Here is a 19976-nt window from a genome sequence, read left to right on the forward strand (position 1 = left end):
GTAGGCGCAGACCACCCATGTCTGGTCCGTGGTACTGAACTTGAGGGCGACCTGATTGTGCGGGAGCGCGTTATTCACAATCGTCGCGTCGAGGTCCGGCGCATGCTGGAGTCGGCCCCGGCCGAGCGCACCGCCGGCGCGGTGCGGCCCTGGGCCGACGCCTGCTCGGTCGCCTCGTTGCGCGTCCAGCGGCTGCTCGACCCCGCGGCGGACGGCGCCCCGGCCCCCGACGGCCTCGACGCCGGGCGCGCGGGCGCCACGGCGGGCCTGCCGCCGCTCGTCGCCGCCGAACTGCGCCGCCAGGCCACCGTGCTGGAGATCCTCGCGGGACACGGCGCGCAGGGGCTGCGCCGGGCGCTGGAGGTGTCCGTGGAGGGCCGCCGGGTGCTGCGCGCGGTGGTCTCGCGCCGGGCGCGCGGTGTCGCGGAACCGGGGCGTGAGGGGGCGCTGTGACTTTCGTGCGGCGGACGTGGGGTGGTCCTGCGACGGTTGGCCGAACGTCGGGAGAAACGTTTCGAACAGTGGTGACGGAACCCCGCCCCGGCTCGCTCCTTTCTATGTGACAGCCGAAGTGACGACTCATGTGACAGCTCGTGCGGCCACCCGGTCCCCGGCAGCACCGCAGGAGACGAGGCCCAGTGCCGCGGCCAAGCCCGTGCGGTGGGCGGCGGACGCCGTGGCGACCATGCGCGAGGGCGCGCGGGTACGGCTCGACTACTCGGCGCAGAGCCTGTGGCGGGTGGACCGGATGATCGAGGAGATACGCCGGGAGGGCGCCCCGTACGCGGCCGTCGAGAGCGTGCTGCGCGGCTTCGGCGCCTACGCCGGAGAGGTGATCGTCCGGCAGGCCGGCGCCGAGTGGTGGGCGACCGGTGGCGAGCACTGGGTGCGCACCCCCGACGGCCGGCTGTGGGACCCCATCGACGAGGCCCGCCGCTGCTACGGCGGCCACGGCTCGCTGCGGCTGCTGTGCCGGGACGCGACCGCCCCCGGCTGACCGGCCCCGCCCGGCTGTGACACTTCCGTCGGGGCCGACGCTGATGATCGTGGAGGGCGGGGACACGGCCGGAGCGTGTCGCACCGTGAGGCAGGCGCCACGCAGTGGCCAGGAACTCGGCACGAACGAGGACGGTCTTGGGCCAGGGAGGGGAACCCCGCCGCCCGCAGCCGCGGGACGGTGAGCTGGGCGCGGCCGTCGCGCGGGCCCAGGACGGCGACGAGACCGCGTTCGCCGTGGCCTACCGGATCGTGCAGCCCGGCCTGCTGGGCTATCTGCGGAGCCTGGTCGGCGAGGACGCGGAGGACGTCGCCTCCGAGGCCTGGCTGGAGATCGCGCGCGACCTCGGCCGGTTCCGCGGCGACGGCGCGGGCTTCCGCGGCTGGACCGCGACCATCGCCCGGCACCGCGCGCTGGACCATCTGCGCCGGCAGCGGGTACGGCCCCGGGCGGCGCAGTTGGAGCAGGACGCCCTGGAACTGCCCGGCCGGCACAGCACCCCCGACCAGGCCCTGGAGTCCCTCTCCACCGCACGCGCGCTGGAACTGGTCCGCGCCCTGCCCCGGGACCAGGCCGAGGCGGTGCTGCTGCGGGTGGTCGTCGGCCTCGACGGCCCGGCCGCGGCCCGCGTCCTCGGCAAACGCCCCGGCGCCGTCCGCACGGCCGCCTACCGGGGCCTGCGGCGCCTGGCCCGCCAGCTCGGAACGGAGGGCGCGGATCCGTCGACGCGGGACGAGCCGGGGTGAACGCGCCGGCGGGTGCGGGCCGTATGGAGGGGGCGGGTCGTCGGCCCGCCGGACGCTTCCGGCGGCGCGCGGGGGTGTCCGGCGTCTGGGCTCCGGGGCGTGCGGGGTGGGGTGGTCCGGGGTCCGCTGGGCGCCGGGTCCGAGGCCGACGGGGCCGAGGCCGACGGCGGCCGGTGGTCGTGGCGTACGGCTCCCGGACCGGGGTCACCGGCGGCCGGTGGTCGCGGGCGTACGGCTCCGGGAGCCCTGGGGCCGGGCACGGGGCCGTGGTGGCCGGCAGGTGTGGGCGCCCCGGGCCCCGAAGCATGGGTGCGGGTGGATCGGCGTACGGAGTTCCGGGTGGACCGGATGAGGGCGGGAACGGGCATGGGTGAACGGCACAGCGGCGGCGGGACCGGTCGTCGGCGCGCGCAGCCCGGCGGTGCCGTCGCCGTACCGGACCCGGCCGACGCCTCCGCGCTGGAGCAGCGGTTCGCCGCCGCGCTGCGCGCCGACCGCGTGGACGCCGAGGCCGAGCGCAGCGCCGTCGCCGCCTTCCGGGCCGCGCGCGACGCGGGGGCGCACGACGCGCGGACCCGCGCCCGCGACGACTGGCGGCCCGGGCGGCCCGCGCCCGCCCGCCGCTCGCTGCGGACCACCCTCACGCTCGCGCTGGCGAGCCTCACGTTGGGCGGGGTCGCCGTCGCGGCCATCGGCTCCGCCGGGTCCGGCACGCACGCCACCGACCGGGGCCGGTCCCAGCGGTCCACGCGGCCGGTGGCGAGCGCTCCGCCCGCCCCGGCCGACACCGGGCCGGCCGGGACCTCGGACACCGGCACCGCATCCGCGGACCGCCCGCGGCACCCGGCCACCGCCCGCGACACCCTCGCCCACTGCCGTGCCTACACCCGGGCCGGCGAACGCGGCGACGCTCTGCCGGCGGCGGCTTGGAAGCGGCTCGTCACGGCGGCCGGGGGAGCGCGGAAGGTCACCGCCTACTGCGCCGCCCGCGGGGAGGAGACGCCGGGCACGAACGCCGGCAAGAGCGATACGTCCGGCAACAAGAGCGGCAGCGGCGACAACGGCGGCAGCGGCGACAAGGGCGCCAACGGCAGGGGCGAAAGGAAGGCCCCCGGCGGCAGGGGCTAGGCGCTCACCTGCCCCGCGAAGGCAACGGCCGGGGCCGCCACCCCCCACAGGAGAGGCCCCGGCCGTCGCGCGGACGGGCCGCGCGCGGCCCGTACTTCCTTCAGCGCCGTGGATGCGGTTTCTGTCACACCCCGCCACAGCGCGGCCACATCACGACCCCGTCCCGGCCTCACGCTGCGCACATCCGAACCCGGTCACGAGTTAGTTGCATCTTCTACAGACATGGACGGGCAGCGGTTTCACGCCGTAACGTGCCTTTCGCGCCGACCGAAGACAGGCGTAAAGGGAGTACGGTGCTGGGGGACGACGCGGAGCTGACCGCCGCGGTGCGTGCGGCACAGGACGGAGACGAGACCGCGTTCCGTACGGTGTACCGCGCGGTGCATCCGCGCCTGCTCGGGTACGTCCGCACCCTGGTCGGCGACCTGGACGCCGAGGACGTCGCGTCCGAGGCCTGGCTCCAGATCGCCCGGGACCTGGACCGCTTCAGCGGTGACGCCGACCGGTTCCGCGGCTGGGCCGCCCGGATCGCCCGCAACCGCGCCCTGGACCACATACGCATGCGGGGCCGACGCCCCGCCATAGGCGGCGACGAGACGGAGCTGACCGGCCGCGCCGCCGAGTCCGACACGGCCGGCGAGGCCATCGAGGCCCTGGCCACCGACAGCACCCTCTCCCTGATCGCCCGGCTCCCGCAGGACCAGGCCGAGGCGGTCGTCCTGCGCGTGGTCGTGGGCCTCGACGCCAAGACCGCCGCCGAGACCCTCGGCAAACGCGCGGGCGCCGTCCGGACCGCCGCGCACCGCGGTCTGAAGCGCCTCGCGGAGCTGATCGGCGACGATCCGGAATCGACGGGCGGACTCGACGCGCTCCCACCTCAAAGAGAACCGCGCCGGGGCGCGGTGACGTCCGCAACTGTGACGCATACGCGTACGCGGACGCAGAAGGACATGTGATGGCCGACGAGCAGTACAAGTGGCTGAACCGTGGGACGGCGGAACGCCTGCTGCGCGGTGAGTCACTGGAAGCCGTCGACCCCTCCGCCCGTGACCAGGCCGAACGTCTCTCCCGGGCACTCGGCGCGCTGTCCGCGGAGGCGGCCCCCGCCCCCGGTGAACTCCCCGGCGAGCAGGCCGCCCTGGCCGCGTTCCGCAAGGCCCGCGAGGCCGCCGACGCGGAGCGCACCGCAGCCGCGCACGCCCCCGCCGCCTCCCGCACCCCGGCACGCGGCGCCGACGCCGGCCTGGTCCGCATCGGTGCCCCGGCTCGTACCGGAATCCGCACGCGGCGCCCCCGCTGGGCCCGCCCGGTGCGTCTGGCCCTCGCCGCCGCGGTCGCCGCCGGCACGCTCGGCGGAGTCGCGGTGGCCGCCGGCAGCGGGGTGCTGCCCACGCCCTTCGGCGACGAGCACCCCCGTCCGGCCGCCTCCGTCTCCTCCGACACGACCACCGGGGAGCCGCTCGCCTCACCGTCCGCTCCGGGCGGCGGCACGGGCACGGGCACGCCGGACGGCGGTACGCGCGGGGGCCGCGGCGGCACCGATGACGAGGCCGCCGTACCCGGCGCCGGAGCCCCCTCCGCGACGTCCGGCACCGGCTGGCCCGGTGCCCCGGCGGCCTGTCGTGCGCTGCGGGACGGCAAGGACCTGGACACCGGCCGCAAGCGCGCGCTGGAACACCTGGCGGGCGGTCCCGGCCGCGTGACCGCGTACTGCAAGGTGCTGCTGGGCACCGGCGAGTCCGCCTCCGGCGGCACGGGTGGCGCCAACGGCGGCGGCAGCGGCGAGAACACCACCGGCCAGGGCTCGGACAACGGCAAGGGTGAGGGCAAGGACCGCGGCAAGGGCGGCGGCAAGGGCGGAGGAAAGGGCAAGGCCGACGACGGCCCCGCCGATCCCGACGGCAAGGGCGGCGACAAGGGCGGCGGCAAGCACAGCGGCGAGAGTGAGGGCGGAGGCAACGGCGGCGGCAAGGGCGGAAACAAGGGAGGAAACAAGGGCGACGGCAAGGGCGGTGGCCGGCACCGCGGTGCCGTCGCTCCCGCACCCTCGGCCTTCGCGCCCGCGCACCCCGGCGCACCGCGCAGCGGTTCCGCGACCCCGTCACCGACTCCGACGTACACCGCGCTCTGATCGGCGCATCCTCTGACCTGGGCTTTTGGCAACGCCGAAACTTTCTCGGCGCGAGGTGTGACGTTTCTGGAGCCCGTGACGCAGTAATGAGTGAGCCGACTGGTCATCGGCCGTCGCACGGAGCCGGGGTTCCCCCCGTACCCGCGGCTCGTGCACCTGGCGCGGGCGGGACACGTTCCCCCGGTCCCGCCCGCGCCCCGCAACGCATCCTCGCGGCAGGGCCCTCACCAGGACACGACGACCTTGTCACCGATCCTCACCTGCGCGAAGAGCCGGGCGATCGCCGCCTCGTCCCGGACGTTGACGCATCCGTGGGAGCCGCCCGCGTAACCGCGCGCCGCGAAGTCGTACGAGTAGTGGACCGCCTGGCCACCGCTGAAGAACATCGCGTACGGCATCGGCGAGTGATAGAGAGTCGACACATGGTGCCGTGACTTCCAGTAGACGGTGAACACGCCTTCGCGGGTAGGGGTGTACTGCGCGCCGAACCGCACCGCCATCGTGGACACGGTGCGCCCGTCGATCATCCAGCGCAGGGTCCGGCTGGTCTTGCTGATGCACAGCACCCGCCCGGTCAGACAGCGCGGATCCGGTGCGGCGGCCGGCCGGCCGCTCCCCGGGTACAGCTCCTCCCTGCCCGGCGGACGCGTCATCGCCACCAGCCGCTGCCAGGTGACGGTGTCCGTCGCGCCGGTCCGGGGCAGCCCGCGCTTGCCCTGGAAGCCCTTGACGGCCCGCTCGGTCGCGCCGTCGTACGACCCGTTCGGCCCCACGGCCAGCCAGGCCACCTGGCGCAGCCGCGCCTGGAGTTCCCGCACGGCCGGGCCGTCGTCCCCGCGCGACCACAGCACCCGAGGCGCGGGCACGGCCGGAGCGGAGGCCGTGGCGGCCGGTGTGGCCGTCGGTGCGGCCGTCGGCGGCGCGGCCGGTGCCGTCCGGGCGGTGCCGGGCCCCGGACTGTTCGGACCGCCCCGGACGGTGCCGGGACCTGGACCGCCCGGCACCTCCCGGTGCACCGGCAGGCCCTGTTTCCCATCGGCGCCCGCCGGCTGCACGGTGCACCCGCAGAGCGCGGCGAGTGCGGCGGCCGAGGCGAGCAGAGCGGCAGATCTCCCCGGGATCCTCATGCCCGGGATGCTTCCCCGCGTGACCGCCGCCGAACTACGGGGCATGGTGAGGTGTACCCGTCCTACCGCGCGGAGGCAGCGATGGCACAGCAGTCGGCACGTCAGTCGGAGTCGGGCCTGCCGATCGAGCCGGTCTACGGGCCGGCCGACCTGGCCGGCTGGGACCCGGCCCGGAAACTGGGCGAACCGGGCGCGTACCCGTTCACCCGCGGGGTCTACCCGACCATGTACACCGGCCGGCCCTGGACCATGCGCCAGTACGCGGGCTTCGGCACGGCGGCGGAGTCCAACGCCCGCTACCGGCAGCTGATCGCCCACGGCACCACCGGCCTGTCCGTCGCCTTCGACCTGCCCACCCAGATGGGCCACGACTCCGACGCGCCGATCGCCCACGGCGAGGTCGGCAAGGTGGGCGTGGCGATCGACTCCGTCGAGGACATGCGGGTGCTCTTCGACGGCATCCCGCTGGACCAGGTCTCGACGTCCATGACGATCAACGCGCCCGCCGCGCTGCTCCTGCTGCTGTACCAGCTGGTGGCGGAGGAACAGGGGGTGGCCGCGGACCGGCTGACGGGCACGATCCAGAACGACGTGCTGAAGGAGTACATCGCCCGGGGCACGTACATCTTCCCGCCGAAGCCGTCCCTGCGGCTGACCGCGGACATCTTCCGGTACTGCACCGCCGAGATCCCGAAGTGGAACACGATCTCGATCTCCGGCTACCACATGGCCGAGGCCGGGGCGTCCCCCGTACAGGAGATCGCGTTCACCCTCGCCGACGGCATCGAGTACGTCCGTACGGCGGTCGCGGCCGGCATGGACGTGGACGACTTCGCCCCGCGCCTGTCGTTCTTCTTCGTCGCCCGCACGACCCTGCTGGAGGAGGTCGCGAAGTTCCGCGCCGCGCGCCGGATCTGGGCGCGGGTGATGAGGGAGGAGTTCGGCGCGAAGAACCCCAAGTCGCTGATGCTGCGCTTCCACACCCAGACGGCGGGCGTCCAGCTGACGGCCCAGCAGCCGGAGGTGAACCTGGTCCGGGTCGCCGTCCAGGCCCTGGCGGCGGTCCTCGGCGGCACCCAGTCGCTGCACACCAACTCCTTCGACGAGGCCATCGCGCTGCCGACGGACAAGAGCGCGCGGCTGGCCCTGCGCACCCAGCAGGTGCTGGCGCACGAGACGGACGTGACCGCGACGGTGGACCCGTTCGCCGGTTCCTACGCGGTGGAGCGGATGACGGACGACGTGGAGGAGGCGGCCGTCGACCTGATGCGCAGGGTGGAGGACCTGGGCGGCGCGGTCGCCGCGATCGAACGCGGTTTCCAGAAGGCCGAGATCGAGAAGAACGCCTACCGCATCGCGCAGGAGACCGACTCCGGTGACCGGGTGGTGGTCGGCGTCAACCGCTTCCGGCTGGACGAGGAGGAACCCTACGAGCCGTTGCGGGTGGACCCGGCGATCGAGACGCGCCAGGCCGAACGCCTGGCCCGGCTGCGGGCCGACCGCGACCACGCCGCGGTGACCGCGGCACTGGACGCGCTGCGGAAGGCGGCGGAGGGCGAGGACAACGTCCTGTACCCGATGAAGGAGGCGCTGCGGGCGCGGGCGACGGTGGGGGAGGTCTGCGGGGCGCTCCGCGAGGTGTGGGGGAGCCACGTACCGAGCGACACCTTCTGAGGGTTTCCGCCCGCCGGACCGGGAGGACGCGGTGTCGTACCCCCGTGCGACACTCCCTCCATGTTCGGCGTCATCGACCTCCCCACGTATCTCGCGGGCGTGATCCTGATCGTGCTGCTGCCCGGTCCCAACTCCCTCTACGTCCTCTCCGTGGCCGCCCGCCGCGGTGTGCGGGCCGGCTACACGGCCGCCGCCGGTGTGTGGTGCGGCGACACCGTGCTGATGACGCTGTCCGCCGCCGGGGTCGCCTCGCTGCTCCAGGGGAACGCGCTGCTGTTCGGGATCGTGAAGTACGCGGGCGCCGGATATCTGAGCTGGCTGGCGATCGGCATGCTGCGGGCCGCCCGGCAGATGTGGCGGACCCGGCGGGAGCGGGCCGTCGAGGAGGCCGCGCCCGCCCAGGGCGCCGACGAGCGGCCCTTCCGCCGCGCCCTGGTCGTCAGCCTCTTCAACCCCAAGGCGATCCTCTTCTTCGTCGCCTTCTTCGTGCAGTTCGTCGACCCGGGCTACGCCTACCCGGCCCTCTCCTTCGTCGTCCTCGGCACGTTCGCCCAGCTGGCCAGCGCGCTCTACCTCAGCGCCCTGATATTCGGCGGCACCCGGCTGGCCGCGGCGTTCCGCCGGCGCAGGCGGCTGTCCGCCACCGCCACGTCGGCCGCGGGCGCGCTGTTCCTGGGATTCGCGGTGAAGCTCTCCCTCGCCGGCACGTGACCCCGGGCCCGGTCCTCAGCCGAGGAGGCCCGGCGCAGGCGTACGGGCCTTCTTCAGCGCCCGCTTCAGCCGGAGGCCGAACGGTTTCTCCACGAACCGGTGGATCAGCCACGCCAGCGTCAGCATGACCAGCACGGTCACGGCGAGCGTCGGCCACGGCGGCAGCCCGAGCCCCCGGTGCAGGACCCGGATGACGAACCAGCCCAGGTGCTCGTGGACCAGGTAGAACGGGTACGTCAGCGCCCCGGCCGTGACCAGCCAGCGCCAGGAGGCCCAGCGCGTCCAGCCCACGGCCACCGCGGCCACGGAGGCGAAGGCGAGGGTGACGACGGCGATGATGACGTACGGGCTGCGGTGGAAGTCGCCCTGCGCGCCCGGGTGCCACAGGCCCTGGGTGGCGGTGCCCTGCCCCAGCAGCCAGGACACCGCGACGATGCCCCACAGCAGCAGGTCGCCGCCGAACCGGTGGATCAGGTACAGGGCCAGGCCGCCGACGAAGAAGGGGGCGTACTCGGGCATGACCAGCTGGTCGGTGAGCGCGTTGCCGGAGGTGCGGCACACCACCGCGGCCAGCGTCCACACGCCGCAGAAGAGCACCACCCGGCGGTAGGTGACACCCCGTAGGACGACGAACAGGGCGAACAGGGCGTAGAAGCGGACCTCCACCCACAGCGTCCAGCACACGCCGAGGACGCGGGTCGCGCCCATCGGCTGTTGCAGCATCGTCAGGTTGACCAGGAACTCGTGCGGCCGGACCGGGTGGACGACCACGGGCAGTGCCACGGCCGCCGCGGTGACCAGCACCAGGGCGACCCAGTAGGCGGGGTAGAGGCGGGCGACCCGGGAACGGAAGAAGTCGCCGAGGGTGCGGCCCCAACTGCTCATGCAGATCACGAAACCGCTGATGACGAAGAAGAACTGCACGCCCAGACAGCCGTAGGTGGCGACCTGGGACAGCGTCGGGAAGACATGGGCCGGGGTCTGGTGCCAGGACGCGGAGACCGGGCCGCCGCGTCCGGCGTAGTGGTAGAGGCAGACCATCAGCGCGGCCAGCAGTCGCAGTCCGTCCAACGCGTGCAGACGGTTCCGGCGTTCATCGGTCGTTCCGCGGGCCGGGGGAGCGGGCACGGCGGCAAGGACGGTGGAGGAAACAGGCATGGTTCTCGGCACCCAACCCGACTGGCGTTAATCGTCTTTGTCTTTCTGGTGAAGATCTGCCTCCAAGAGAAATCGTTTCATCGGTCGCTGGGCGCATCACGGACACGACTTGATCGAAAAACCAACGATTCGCCTGCGCGACCGCGCTCGTTCACCTGTCCGTCGATTTTCCTTCCCGCGGTTGGCCGACAGGGCGGGCCCGGACCGGGCCCGCCCTGTCGGCACGGGGGTCGCTCAGCGCCGTACGGCCTTGCGCAGACTGCGCGCCGTGCGCGCCACCCGGCGGACCGTCGCGTTGCGCGGCAGGAACGACAGCTGGGACGGCACCCCGCCCGGCAGGGCCAGCGAGGTCAGCCGCTTGCGTTTGAAGTAGCGCAGGGTCCGCTCGTTCAGGTTCCGCGCCAGCCACCCCTCGGTCTCCGCGCGCAGCCGCGGCAGGATCTTCGGCTGCATCGCGAAGCCCACCGCGCGCACCAGCGCGCCCAGCGTCTCCACGTCCATGCCCTGCCGCTGCTCGGCGACGGCCGCCTTGTCGGTCAGCTCGGGCAGCAGCGCGTCGACGACGGTGACCGGGACGCGGTTGCTGTTCTCGTACGGCGTCAGCCGCTCCAGCAGCAGGTCGGTGCCGACCCGGGCGACCGGGAGGCCGTACAGCGCGGACGCGGTGAGCAGGGCGGTGGAGAAGCAGCCGACGACCAGCGCGGGACGCATCCGCTGGTACAGCACCTCCGCGAGCACCGGGGTGTCCAGCACGGTCAGCTCCACCTTCAGCCGCTCCGCCTCCTGTTCCAGGGAGCGGGTGAAGCGGGCCGGCGCGGACGGGTGCGGCTTGAACACCACGGTGGTGTGGCCGAGCGCGGCAGCGCCCCTCAGCATCCGCACGTGCAGGTTCTCCTCCTGCTCGGCGGTGAGGATGTCCAGCGCGGACAGGTACTGGCCGAGCAGCAGCGCGGGCTCCTCGACGTCCGGCAACTCGTCGCCGAGCGGCGCGAGTTCGGCGAGGACCTTGGTGAAGGCGGCGGTCGGCAGGACCTCGCCCGGCACCCCGAACTCGGTGAGCAGCAGCGGCTTCAGACCCGGCACCAGGTCCAGGTGGAGGACCCGGTCCACGCGGGTGCCGACCAGCGGGTCGATCTTGTTGCGGGTGGGGCCGTAGCTCATCAGGCCGTCGGCGTAGACGGTGACCGGGGCGCCGGTGAAGATCTGCGCGAGCGCCAGCGACGGGTTCACCTGGATCGACTCGACGGCCAGCTCGACGTCGTCGGTGCCGAGCCGCCACTCGTGGCGCAAGTACCGCTCCCACAGCGGCAGGTCGTCGGCGCGGGGCGCCCAGCCACCCGGGTGGAACGGGAAGATCGCCTCGTTGTACGACACCACGTCGTCGAACCGGTCCCGCAGCCGCTCGAAGCCGGGCATCGTGTCCAGCGCCGGTGAGGTCTCGGGCGTGGCCGCGTTGTTGCAGACCAGCAGGATCCGCCGGTCGGCCGGGCGGAAGCAGCCGGAGTCCAGGGCGGCGGCGAGCGTGGCCGTGCCGTACAGCGTCGACGCCTGGAAGATCTGGGTGGTCACGCGGCGGCTCCCGCGGGGGCGGGACGGCGGCGCAGCCGGCGCAGCCGGGTGGCGCGCGGCAGGTCCATGGAGTCCAGCGCCTCGTCGAGCACGTCCTGCGGCATGCGCCGCAGGGCGGCGGCACTCAGGGCTTTCAGTTTCTTCGCCACCGCCGGCTCGAACCTCTCGATGGAGCCCAGGTGATGGGCGATGATCGCGCAATAGGTGCGCACGGCCTTCGGCAGCAGGACGCCGGCCTCCCGGTCCGCCGCCGTCTCCGCGATGACCTGGTCGAACGCCCGGATGAAGTCCAGCTGCCGCACATCGCCGATCTGGGTGAGCGACGAGGCGACCCCGCGCCGGTAGAACACGCCGAGCAGGCTCACCGCCGCGAAGGACTCCGCCTCCCGGTGCAGCTTCCAGATCCACGGCCGGTCCTCGGCCGTGCGCAGCCCGTCGGTGAAGTGCAGCAGCCCCTTGTCCACCAGCCTGCGGTGGTAGATGCCCGCCCACGCGTACGCGTAGTCCACCGAGGTGGACCGGTCGGCGGGCAGGATCGCCTCCCGCGGGCTGAGCACCGTGTTCCGCCGGCCCACCGGCACCCGGTGCACGCTGCGCGCCCGGGCGGTGCACTGCACATGGTCGGTGCGCAGGAAGTCGCAGCCGAGCTCCTCGATGGCGGCGAGCAACCGCGGGTAGTAGCCGGGGGCGAGCCAGTCGTCCCCGTCCAGGAAGGTCAGGTACTCGCCGCGCGCCCGGTCGATCCCGGTGTTGCGCGCGGTCGCCAGCCCTCCGTTCTGCTCGTGCCGGACCACGACCGCGCCCGGCAACTCGCGCTCCGCACGCGCGAGAATCTCTGGTGTCCCGTCGCGCGAGCAGTCGTCGACGAGAATGAATTCGAAGTCCTCACGCGCATTCGACTGCAGACTCCTGAGGGTGTCCGGCGCGTATTGCTGCACGTTGTAGAACGGCACGATGACGGAGAGCTTGACCACGTCAGGGACGTTAGGACGCGGCCCGTCATTCGTCTTGACCGCCTGCTTGATGCCGGGTGAACGGCACGTGGCGAAGCTGTGAACCAGGCTGTTTCCCGCGCCGATCCCGGCCCGATTCGCCATTCGGCGATGTGCTGTTAACCGTTTGTTGCATTCGGGTTGGGCGGAACCTCGGAATGGCTTCCTAGCGTCTCCGGCGTGCCAGCAAGTGCAACGAAGTCCCTGCGGGTCGCCGTCCTCGCGGACTCCGACACCCGGTGGAAGTGGGGCGCGCTCACCGCGCAGCGCCTCACTCCCGCGGCTGCCGAGGTCCGGCTCGACGGCTACCTCCTGCGGGGGCGCGCCACCCCCACCGCCCGCCAGCTGAAGGAAGTCGGCGTCCAGGCCGACTCCCTGCGCGAGGTCACCGGTGCCGAGTTCCTGCGCGCGATGAGCGAGGACCCCGACGACCGGTACGACGTCCTCGTGCTCGCCCTGGTCGGCGGCGGTGTGCAGGCGATGCTGCACGGACTGCGCGCCGCCTGGGGCTCCGGGAAGCGTCCCGTGGTCGTCACCGGCTACGTCGGCGTCGTCTACGAGAAGCTCACCGACGGGCTGCTGCTGCGGCACGGCGCGGACCTCGTCCTCGCCAACTCCCGCCATGACGCGGACCGGTTCCGGGCCGTGTACGAGGGCGTGGGCGCCGACGCCTCCTCGGTCACCGAGGTCGCCCTGCCCTTCCTGGGCGGGGCGCCCTACACCGGGGAACACACCCCGTACACCGTGGTGTTCGCGGCCCAGCCGTCCGTACCGGACAACCGCCGGGACCGCACCTACCTGCTGAACCGCCTCATCGAGCACGCCCGCAAGCACCCCGAGCGGGAGGTGCTGCTCAAGCTGCGCTCCAAGCCCGGCGAGCACACCACCCACATCGAGGAGCTGCCGTACCAGAAACTGGCCCAGGGCCAGGACCTGCCGGCCAACTTCCGCCTGGTGTACGGGCACATGGGCGAGGTGCTGGACCGCACCGACCTGCTGGTCACGGTCAGCTCCACGGCCGCCCTGGAGGCCCTGCACCGCCGCATCCCGACCGCCGTCCTCACCGACCTCGGGGTCCGTGAGGTGCTCGGCAACCACCACTTCACCGGCTCCGGCTGCCTCGCCTCCTGGGACCAGCTCGACGCCGGGCACCGTCCGGTGCCGGACGAGGAGTGGGTGGCCCGGCAGGGGGTCGCCGCCGACGGAACCTACGCCACGGCGTTCGACAGCGCGCGCGAGCGCATCGCCCGGCTGCTGGACCGGCCGGGCGGGCTGCCGCCCCTCACGCCCTACTACACCCCCGAGACCGCGCCCGGCTATCTGCCCGGCATCCTCGCCCGCCACCACCTCGGCCCCGACGGCGTACCGCTGCCCGGAGCGCCCGCCGCCGACAAGGCGCCCGGCCCCGTCCGGCAGATCGTGCGCCGGGCCGCGCGCGGCGCCTACCGGCACGGCGTCCAGCGGGTCGCCCCCGTGATCCGGCGGATGGGCGAGCTGTGACCTCACCCCAAGGAGAAGACCCCATGTCCCACTCGGCAGCGGGCCCAGGCGCTTCGGTCCGCCGGGTGCTCGCGGTGATCCCCGCGCGCGGCGGCTCCAAGGGCGTGCCCGCGAAGAACCTCGCCCCGGTGGGCGGTGTCCCGCTGGTGGCCCGCGCGGTGCGCGAGTGCCGGGCGAGCCGGCTGGTGACCGACGTCGTCGTCTCCACCGACGACCAGGCCATCGCCGCCGCAGCCCGGGAGGCCGGCGCCGAGGTCGTGCTGCGGCCCGCCGCCATCGCCGGGGACACCGCCACCTCCGAGGCCGCGGTCCTGCACGCCATGGACATCCACGAGGCGCTGCACGGCGCCTGTGTCGACGTGGTCCTGCTCGTGCAGTGCACCAGCCCCTTCCTCGTCCGCGAGGACATCGACGGGGTCGCCGCCGCGGTCGCCGAGAACGGCGCCGACACCGCCGTCACCGTGGCGCCCTTCCACGGCTTCGTCTGGCGCGAGGCCGACGAACCCACCGAGGGCGGTCGCGGCGTCAACCACGACAAGTCCTACCGCCCGCGCCGCCAGGACCGCCCCCAGGACTTCCTGGAGACCGGCGCCGCCTACGCGATGGACGCGGCCGGCTTCCGCGAGCACCGCCACCGCTTCTTCGGCCACACCGAGCTGGTCCGCACCGACCCGGCCCGGGTGCTGGAGATCGACGACCCGCACGACCTGGCCCGCGCCCGCGCCCTCGCGCCCCTCTTCGACGCGGACCGCCCCGGCGCGCTGCCGACCGCCGGCGACGTGGACGCGGTCGTACTCGACTTCGACGGCACCCAGACCGACGACCGGGTGCTGATCGACTCCGACGGACGGGAGTTCGTCGCCGTGCACCGCGGCGACGGCCTCGGCATCGCGGCCCTCCGCAGGAGCGGCCTGAAGCTGCTGATCCTGTCCACGGAACAGAACCCGGTCGTCGCCGCCCGCGCACGGAAGCTGCGGATCCCCGTGCTGCACGGCATCGACCGGAAAGACCTCGCGCTGAAGCAGTGGTGCGAGGAGCAGGGCATCGCGCCGGAGCGCGTGCTCTACGTCGGCAACGACGTCAACGACCTGCCGTGCTTCGCCCTCGTGGGCTGGCCCGTGGCGGTCGCGAGCGCTCACGACGTCGTACGCGGCGCCGCACGCGCGGTCACCACCGTCCCCGGCGGTGACGGCGCGATCCGAGAGATCGCCAGCTGGATCCTCGGCCCCTCTCTCGATTCCCTCCCCAAGTAAGGACACCCCCTGATGAGCACCAACTCCCGTCTGCGCACCTTCGGTTCGCGCGAGGTCGGCCCCGGCGAGCCCGTCTACATCTGCGGCGAGATCGGCATCAACCACAACGGTGAGCTGGAGAACGCCTTCAAGCTGATCGACGTCGCCGCCGAGGCCGGCTGCGACGCCGTCAAGTTCCAGAAGCGCACCCCCGAGATCTGCACCCCGCGCGACCAGTGGGACATCGAGCGCGACACCCCCTGGGGCCGGATGACCTACATCGACTACCGCCACCGGGTGGAGTTCGGCGAGGACGAGTACCGCCAGATCGACGCGTACTGCAAGGAGAAGGGGATCGACTGGTTCGCCTCCCCGTGGGACACCGAGGCCGTCGCCTTCCTGGAGAAGTTCGACGTGCCCGCCCACAAGGTGGCCTCCGCCTCCCTGACGGACGACGAGCTGCTGCGCGCCCTGCGCGCCACGGGCCGCTCCGTCATCCTCTCGACGGGCATGTCCACCCCGCGCCAGACCCGCCACGCCGTGGAGGTCCTGGGCTCGGACAACATCCTCCTGTGCCACGCCACCTCCACCTACCCGGCCAAGGCCGAGGAGCTGAACCTCCGCGTGATCAACACGCTGGAGAAGGAGTACCCGAACGTCCCGATCGGCTACTCCGGCCACGAGACGGGCCTGCAGACCACGCTGGCGGCGGTCGCGCTGGGCGCCACGTTCGTCGAGCGCCACATCACCCTGGACCGCGCGATGTGGGGCTCCGACCAGGCCGCCTCGGTCGAGCCGCAGGGCCTTCAGCGCCTCGTCCGCGACATCCGCACCATCGAGGCCTCCCTCGGCGACGGCGTCAAGAAGGTCTACGACTCCGAGCTGGGCCCGATGAAGAAGCTGCGCCGCGTCGCCGGCGTCGTCGCCGAGGCGGAGATCGCCGCGGCGGCGGGCGAGCCGGTCTCGGTGTGAATCCAGGTCACTGACGACGGGACGGTCGCACGCCGATGAGCCCCCGCGCCGGCCAGGCCGGCCACCCCGCCCGCACGCTCGCCTTCGTGGAGAGCCCGGTACAGCTGCTGAACGTACTGGAGTGGGCCCACCTGCACGGCCTGCGCGACGCAGGGCCCTCCGACCCGGCCGTCCCGCCGTCCGGGCCCGGCCCGGCGCAGACCGCGCCGCCGGGCTCCGGCGCGGAGCTCACCGTCGTCGTACTGTCCCCGACCGACCCCATGACCCGGGGCCAGCTGCGCCGCATGGCGGACCTGGCCCGGGACGAGGGGTACCGGGTGCGCTGGGAGGAGGCGCGGGGCGGTACGACCGCGCCCTTCCACACCATCGGCGGCCTCGCCGGCTCCCTGCGCCGGGCCGACCGGATCGTCATGGGAGACCCCTTCTCCCGCTACGTACAGCTGCTGCTGACCATCACCCGCGCCCGCGACCTCGTGGTCGTGGACGACGGCACGGCGACGATGGAGTTCGTCGCCCAGCTGGCCCGCGGCGAACGCCTGGTCCGCTGGCACCGCAAGGGCGGCCGGCCCGGCGCCCGTGACCTGCTCTTCGCGCCGGTCTCCTCCTCCGCCCGGCGCCGCCTCACCCCGAGCGACCGCCGGCGCGTCGAGGTCTTCTCCTCCATGCCGGTGACCGACGTCCCCGACGGCGTCACCGTCACCGCCAACGACTTCGCCTGGACCCGCGCCCGCTTCGGGCCGCCGCGCATCACCCAGAGCGCCGACCTGGTCGGCACCTCCCTGGTGGAGACCGGGGTCGTGGACGGCGACCGCTACCTGGAGGCCGTCCGGAACCTGGCCAAGGCCCACGGCGCCACCCGCTACTTCGCCCACCGCCGCGAGAGCGCCGAGAAACTGCACCGCCTGGCCGCCGAGACGGGCCTGGAGATAGTCCGCCCGGACCTCCCCCTGGAACTGATCGCCCGCCGCGGCCCGATCGGCCGGACGATCCTCAGCTTCCCCTCCACCGTCGTCCACACCCTGCCGCTGGCCCTGGCCGGCACGGGCGTCCGTGTGGCGGTCTGCGACATCGACCCGACCTGGCTCACCGACACCGCCTCCCCCCGCGCCCAGGGCTTCCTGTCCGGCGTGACCGGCACGGCGCGGGACGTCCACCGGCTGGCGGCGGTGAGCCCGGCGTAGCCGTGGTTCGCCGCGACGCCCGCTGACCGGGGCATGAGTACGGATACTCAGGCGCCCGGTCATCACATCTCGGTAGGCTCCTTCACCTCGTGCAGGGGACCCGCACGAGACGGCGGGGGGACCGCCGGAAACGGGGACACGGGGAGACCATCACGCATGGCGTGGGACGAGTGGGAGCGACTGAACACTTCTAGGCGACCGGACCCCGGAGAACACCAGTGGCGACCGTCCGACCGATTGCGTCGGCGCTCTCCGCGTCGATCGCTCTGACCGCTCTCAGCGGATGCGGGGTGACCTCCCCCAAGGCATCCGACGACGTCACGTACGCCGGCACCAGTACGTCACGGGACGCCGCCGACCAGATGCAGCAGGTGTCCAGCGGGCTGTACGACCTGGCCGGAGTCAAGGGGAAGGCCTCCGACGGCGGCCCCGGCGTCCAGGAGTGCGGGGGTCTGCCGAAGCACGGCTGGAAGATCGTCCAGTACGGTCCCGACACCAGCCGGAACAAGAACCTGGTCCTGATCGCCGACAACGACGAGCAGAAGGCCGGCGTGCACATCACCCGGATGAAGAAGAGGAACCCACCGAAGCTGAGCCTGATGGTCATCTCCGGCTGCTACCAGGTCCCCGACGGCCAGGAGGTCGAGCACTTCTAGGGCCCGCCTCGCACCCGCCCCGCCTCACCCCCGGCGGGCCAGCACGAACCCCCGCGGTCGGGTCTCCTCCTCGGTCGGCTCCCGCAGGACCGTCGCCACCAGGTCCAGGCCGGCCCCCGTCAGCGCCTCGGCGACCTGCTCCGGTGTGCGCCAGTAGTAGTCGAGGTCGATGTCGTGGCCGAACCGCTCCGCCAGGTGCAGCCGGCCCGGCTCGGTGCCGGACTGGAAGCCGAGCAGGGCGTGGCCGCCGGGGACCAGGGTGCGGCGGAACTCCGCGCAGGCCGTCGGCAGCTCCTCGTCGGGCAGGTGGATGGTCGAGTACAGGGCGAGCACGCCGCCCAGGGAGGCGTCGGGAAGATCCAGTGCGGTCATCGAACCGACGTGGAAGCGCAGGGTGGGGTACGCCGCACGGGCCAGCGTCACCATCGCGGGGGAGAGGTCCACCCCGAACACCGGCACCCCCTGCTCGTGCAGCAGCGCGGTGACGTGCCCGGGCCCGCTGCCCAGGTCGGCGACGGGGGCCGTGCCGTTCGCCGTGACCAGCTCGGCGAAGGTCCTGATCAGGGTGCGGTCCAGCGGGTGGATCTCGCCGGGAGGGAAGCGGGCGCCGTACTCCTTGGCGATCGTGTCGTAGGAGGTACGGGTCGTCCGGAGGAAGTCCGTGGTCGCATCGCTCACGTCGGCGGACCCTACCGGCAGGGAGCCGCGGCGGGGTCCGGTTCGTGGACATCGCGCGCGTGACCCCGGGGAGGCGTGGTATCCGTGGAAGAGGAAACAGAGGTTTTACCCACCAGAGTTCACCGCCATGCGTCCGCCGGTCAGATTTTATTCCCCTAACGGGCTGAACTTTTGTTGATCGAGGGGTAGTTGACCAGCCGGGCGTCCTACCCTTCAGAGGGTGAAGCAATTGATGTCCCTAGAGTCCGAGGCCGGCCTCCCGGGGGATGTGCTCCCCGGCGTGCTGAGCGAGTCCCTGCACGCCGAGCTCGTCGCCTTCCGTCGCGACTTGCACATGCACCCCGAGCTGGGCAACCAGGAGTTCCGTACGACCGCCGCGATCAAGGAGCGGCTGGAGCAGGCCGGGCTGAAGCCCCGCGTGCTGAGCACGGGCACGGGACTCGTCTGTGACATCGGTCTCGCGGAGGGTGAGCAGCCGTCCGTACCCCTGCTGGCCCTGCGCGCCGACATCGACGCCCTGCCCATCCCGGACACCAAGAGCGACTGCCCGTACCGGTCGACCGTCCCGGACCGGGCGCACGCGTGCGGTCACGACGTGCACACCACCGTCGTCCTCGGCACCGGACTGGTCCTCGCCGACCTGCACGCCAAGGGCCTGCTGCCCCGCCCGGTGCGGCTGCTCTTCCAGCCCGCCGAGGAAGTGCTGCCCGGCGGCGCCCTGGACGCCATCGAGGACGGCGCGCTGACCGGCGTCAGCCGCATCCTCGCCGTGCACTGCGACCCCAAGGTGGAGGCCGGGAAGATCGGGCTGCGGCACGGGCCGATCACCAGCGCCTGCGACCGCCTGGAGATCGCGCTCGACGGCCCCGGCGGGCACACCGCCCGCCCGCACCTGACCACCGACCTGGTGACCGCCGCCGCCCGGGTCGCCGTCGACGTCCCCGCGCTGATCGCCCGCCGGGTCGACACCCGCGTCGGTCTCGCCCTCACCTGGGGCCGGATCGAGTCCGGCCACGCCCCGAACGTGATCCCGCAGCACGCGGAGCTGTCCGGGACCGTGCGCTGCCTGGACCTGGAGGCCTGGCGGCAGGCCCCCGACATCGTGCACGCGGCCATCGACGAGGTCGCCACCCTGCACCGGGCCAAGTCGGAGATCACCTACATGCGCGGGGTGCCGCCCGTCGTCAACGACCGGGAGTCCACCGAGCTGCTGCGCCGGGCCATGGTCGCGCGGCGCGGCATGAAGTCCGTCGAGAGCACCGAGCAGAGCCTCGGCGGCGAGGACTTCTCCTGGTACCTGGAGCACGTGCCCGGCGCGCTGGCCCGGCTCGGGGTGCGCCGGCCCGGCGAGCGCACGGTGCGCGATCTCCACCAGGGCGATTTCGACGCCGACGAGCACGCGATCACGGTGGGTGTGGAGCTGTTCACGGCCGCCGCGTTCCTGGACGTCAACGGGTCGCAGCGCTGAGCGGTCGGCCTCCCGGGAGCCCGTCCGCGGGCGGTCGGGGGGCCGCTGCCCGGCCA

18 protein-coding genes and 1 pseudogene are annotated in these 19976 nt (G+C 73.3%); 14 read left to right on the top strand and 5 right to left on the bottom strand.

Annotated features, from left to right (window positions below; genetic code table 11):
- Window positions 1-96: 96 nt before the first annotated feature.
- From ABZV94_RS20335 to ABZV94_RS20360, 6 genes and pseudogenes are all read left to right on the top strand, one after another.
- Window positions 97-453, top strand: a pseudogene (locus tag ABZV94_RS20335) (hypothetical protein); the annotation flags it as partial.
- 202 nt (window positions 454-655) lie between these two features.
- The gene (locus ABZV94_RS20340; protein ID WP_356342098.1) at window positions 656-997 is read left to right on the top strand and encodes a hypothetical protein; all 342 of its coding nucleotides are present in this window, start codon (window positions 656-658) and stop codon (window positions 995-997) included.
- Between the two features lie 137 nt (window positions 998-1134).
- Window positions 1135-1743 (top strand): RNA polymerase sigma factor, encoded by a 609-nt coding sequence (locus tag ABZV94_RS20345; RefSeq protein ID WP_356342014.1) that lies wholly within the window; start codon window positions 1135-1137, stop codon window positions 1741-1743.
- A 366-nt stretch (window positions 1744-2109) separates the two neighbouring features.
- Window positions 2110-2871, top strand: a complete 762-nt coding sequence (locus ABZV94_RS20350; RefSeq protein WP_356342016.1) for a hypothetical protein — start codon at window positions 2110-2112, stop codon at window positions 2869-2871.
- A gap of 293 nt (window positions 2872-3164) precedes the next feature.
- Window positions 3165-3827, top strand: a complete 663-nt coding sequence (locus tag ABZV94_RS20355) for an RNA polymerase sigma factor (protein WP_356342018.1) — start codon at window positions 3165-3167, stop codon at window positions 3825-3827.
- Window positions 3827-5002: a hypothetical protein gene (locus ABZV94_RS20360; protein ID WP_356342021.1), complete on the top strand. Its 1176-nt coding sequence runs from the start codon at window positions 3827-3829 to the stop codon at window positions 5000-5002. The genes ABZV94_RS20355 and ABZV94_RS20360 overlap by 1 nt, the downstream gene beginning before the upstream one ends.
- Window positions 5003-5226: 224 nt before the next feature.
- Here ABZV94_RS20360 and ABZV94_RS20365 read toward each other — a convergent pair whose 3' ends face one another.
- Window positions 5227-6129, bottom strand: a complete 903-nt coding sequence (locus ABZV94_RS20365) for a L,D-transpeptidase family protein (RefSeq protein ID WP_356342023.1) — start codon at window positions 6127-6129, stop codon at window positions 5227-5229.
- Window positions 6130-6210: 81 nt separating this feature from the next.
- On the opposite strand from ABZV94_RS20365, the gene ABZV94_RS20370 reads away from it, so the two are divergent.
- Window positions 6211-7803 (top strand): methylmalonyl-CoA mutase family protein, encoded by a 1593-nt coding sequence (locus ABZV94_RS20370; protein ID WP_356342025.1) that lies wholly within the window; start codon window positions 6211-6213, stop codon window positions 7801-7803.
- Window positions 7804-7863: 60 nt separating this feature from the next.
- Entirely contained in the window at window positions 7864-8514 is a 651-nt protein-coding gene (gene leuE, locus ABZV94_RS20375; protein ID WP_356342027.1) for a leucine efflux protein LeuE, read from the top strand.
- A 15-nt stretch (window positions 8515-8529) separates the two neighbouring features.
- Here the strand turns inward: leuE and ABZV94_RS20380 are convergent, their stop codons facing one another.
- The 3 genes from ABZV94_RS20380 to ABZV94_RS20390 form a co-directional block, all read right to left on the bottom strand.
- Complete coding sequence (locus ABZV94_RS20380; protein ID WP_356342029.1) at window positions 8530-9672, bottom strand: acyltransferase; 1143 nt, start codon at window positions 9670-9672, stop codon at window positions 8530-8532.
- 234 nt (window positions 9673-9906) lie between these two features.
- Window positions 9907-11241 carry a polysialyltransferase family glycosyltransferase gene (locus tag ABZV94_RS20385; RefSeq protein ID WP_356342032.1) on the bottom strand — a complete coding sequence of 445 codons (1335 nt, stop codon included), beginning with the start codon at window positions 11239-11241 and terminating at the stop codon, window positions 9907-9909.
- Window positions 11238-12215, bottom strand: a complete 978-nt coding sequence (locus ABZV94_RS20390) for a glycosyltransferase family 2 protein (protein WP_356342034.1) — start codon at window positions 12213-12215, stop codon at window positions 11238-11240. The genes ABZV94_RS20385 and ABZV94_RS20390 overlap by 4 nt, the downstream gene beginning before the upstream one ends.
- 198 nt (window positions 12216-12413) lie before the next feature.
- Between ABZV94_RS20390 and ABZV94_RS20395 the strand changes: the two genes are divergently transcribed.
- The 5 genes from ABZV94_RS20395 (at window position 12414) to ABZV94_RS20415 (ending at window position 17774) form a co-directional block, all read left to right on the top strand.
- On the top strand, window positions 12414-13733 hold the full coding sequence (locus ABZV94_RS20395; protein WP_356342036.1) for a DUF6716 putative glycosyltransferase: 1320 nt from the start codon (window positions 12414-12416) through the stop codon (window positions 13731-13733).
- A 23-nt stretch (window positions 13734-13756) separates the two neighbouring features.
- A complete protein-coding gene (locus ABZV94_RS20400; RefSeq protein ID WP_356342038.1) occupies window positions 13757-14986 on the top strand; it encodes an N-acylneuraminate cytidylyltransferase in 1230 nt (409 codons plus the stop codon).
- A 12-nt stretch (window positions 14987-14998) separates the two neighbouring features.
- Window positions 14999-15937, top strand: a complete 939-nt coding sequence (locus tag ABZV94_RS20405; RefSeq protein WP_356342041.1) for an N-acetylneuraminate synthase family protein — start codon at window positions 14999-15001, stop codon at window positions 15935-15937.
- 35 nt (window positions 15938-15972) lie between these two features.
- Complete coding sequence (locus ABZV94_RS20410) at window positions 15973-17118, top strand: hypothetical protein (protein WP_356342043.1); 1146 nt, start codon at window positions 15973-15975, stop codon at window positions 17116-17118.
- A 290-nt stretch (window positions 17119-17408) separates the two neighbouring features.
- Window positions 17409-17774, top strand: a complete 366-nt coding sequence (locus ABZV94_RS20415; protein WP_356342044.1) for a hypothetical protein — start codon at window positions 17409-17411, stop codon at window positions 17772-17774.
- Window positions 17775-17798: 24 nt separating this feature from the next.
- Here the strand turns inward: ABZV94_RS20415 and ABZV94_RS20420 are convergent, their stop codons facing one another.
- On the bottom strand, window positions 17799-18452 hold the full coding sequence (locus ABZV94_RS20420; RefSeq protein WP_356342047.1) for a class I SAM-dependent methyltransferase: 654 nt from the start codon (window positions 18450-18452) through the stop codon (window positions 17799-17801).
- A gap of 232 nt (window positions 18453-18684) precedes the next feature.
- On the opposite strand from ABZV94_RS20420, the gene ABZV94_RS20425 reads away from it, so the two are divergent.
- A complete protein-coding gene (locus ABZV94_RS20425) occupies window positions 18685-19920 on the top strand; it encodes a M20 family metallopeptidase (protein WP_356342049.1) in 1236 nt (411 codons plus the stop codon).
- Window positions 19921-19976 lie beyond the last annotated feature (56 nt).

It is taken from the genome of Streptomyces sp. NPDC004658, from assembly GCF_040609555.1.
GTDB lineage: Bacteria > Actinomycetota > Actinomycetes > Streptomycetales > Streptomycetaceae > Streptomyces.

Excerpts from the sequence above, each read along its gene's own strand:
- ABZV94_RS20370 (WP_356342025.1), top strand. The coding sequence starts at position 6,211 with ATGGCACAGCAGTCGGCACGTCAGTCGGAGTCGGGCCTGCCGATCGAG.
- ABZV94_RS20425 (WP_356342049.1), top strand. The coding sequence starts at position 18,685 with ATGTCCCTAGAGTCCGAGGCCGGCCTCCCGGGGGATGTGCTCCCCGGC.
- ABZV94_RS20380 (WP_356342029.1), bottom strand. The coding sequence starts at position 9,672 with ATGCCTGTTTCCTCCACCGTCCTTGCCGCCGTGCCCGCTCCCCCGGCC.
- ABZV94_RS20405 (WP_356342041.1), top strand. The coding sequence starts at position 14,999 with ATGAGCACCAACTCCCGTCTGCGCACCTTCGGTTCGCGCGAGGTCGGC.
- leuE (WP_356342027.1), top strand. The coding sequence starts at position 7,864 with ATGTTCGGCGTCATCGACCTCCCCACGTATCTCGCGGGCGTGATCCTG.
- ABZV94_RS20360 (WP_356342021.1), top strand. The coding sequence starts at position 3,827 with ATGGCCGACGAGCAGTACAAGTGGCTGAACCGTGGGACGGCGGAACGC.
- ABZV94_RS20350 (WP_356342016.1), top strand. The coding sequence starts at position 2,110 with ATGGGTGAACGGCACAGCGGCGGCGGGACCGGTCGTCGGCGCGCGCAG.
- ABZV94_RS20410 (WP_356342043.1), top strand. The coding sequence starts at position 15,973 with ATGAGCCCCCGCGCCGGCCAGGCCGGCCACCCCGCCCGCACGCTCGCC.
- ABZV94_RS20365 (WP_356342023.1), bottom strand. The coding sequence starts at position 6,129 with ATGAGGATCCCGGGGAGATCTGCCGCTCTGCTCGCCTCGGCCGCCGCA.
- ABZV94_RS20400 (WP_356342038.1), top strand. The coding sequence starts at position 13,757 with ATGTCCCACTCGGCAGCGGGCCCAGGCGCTTCGGTCCGCCGGGTGCTC.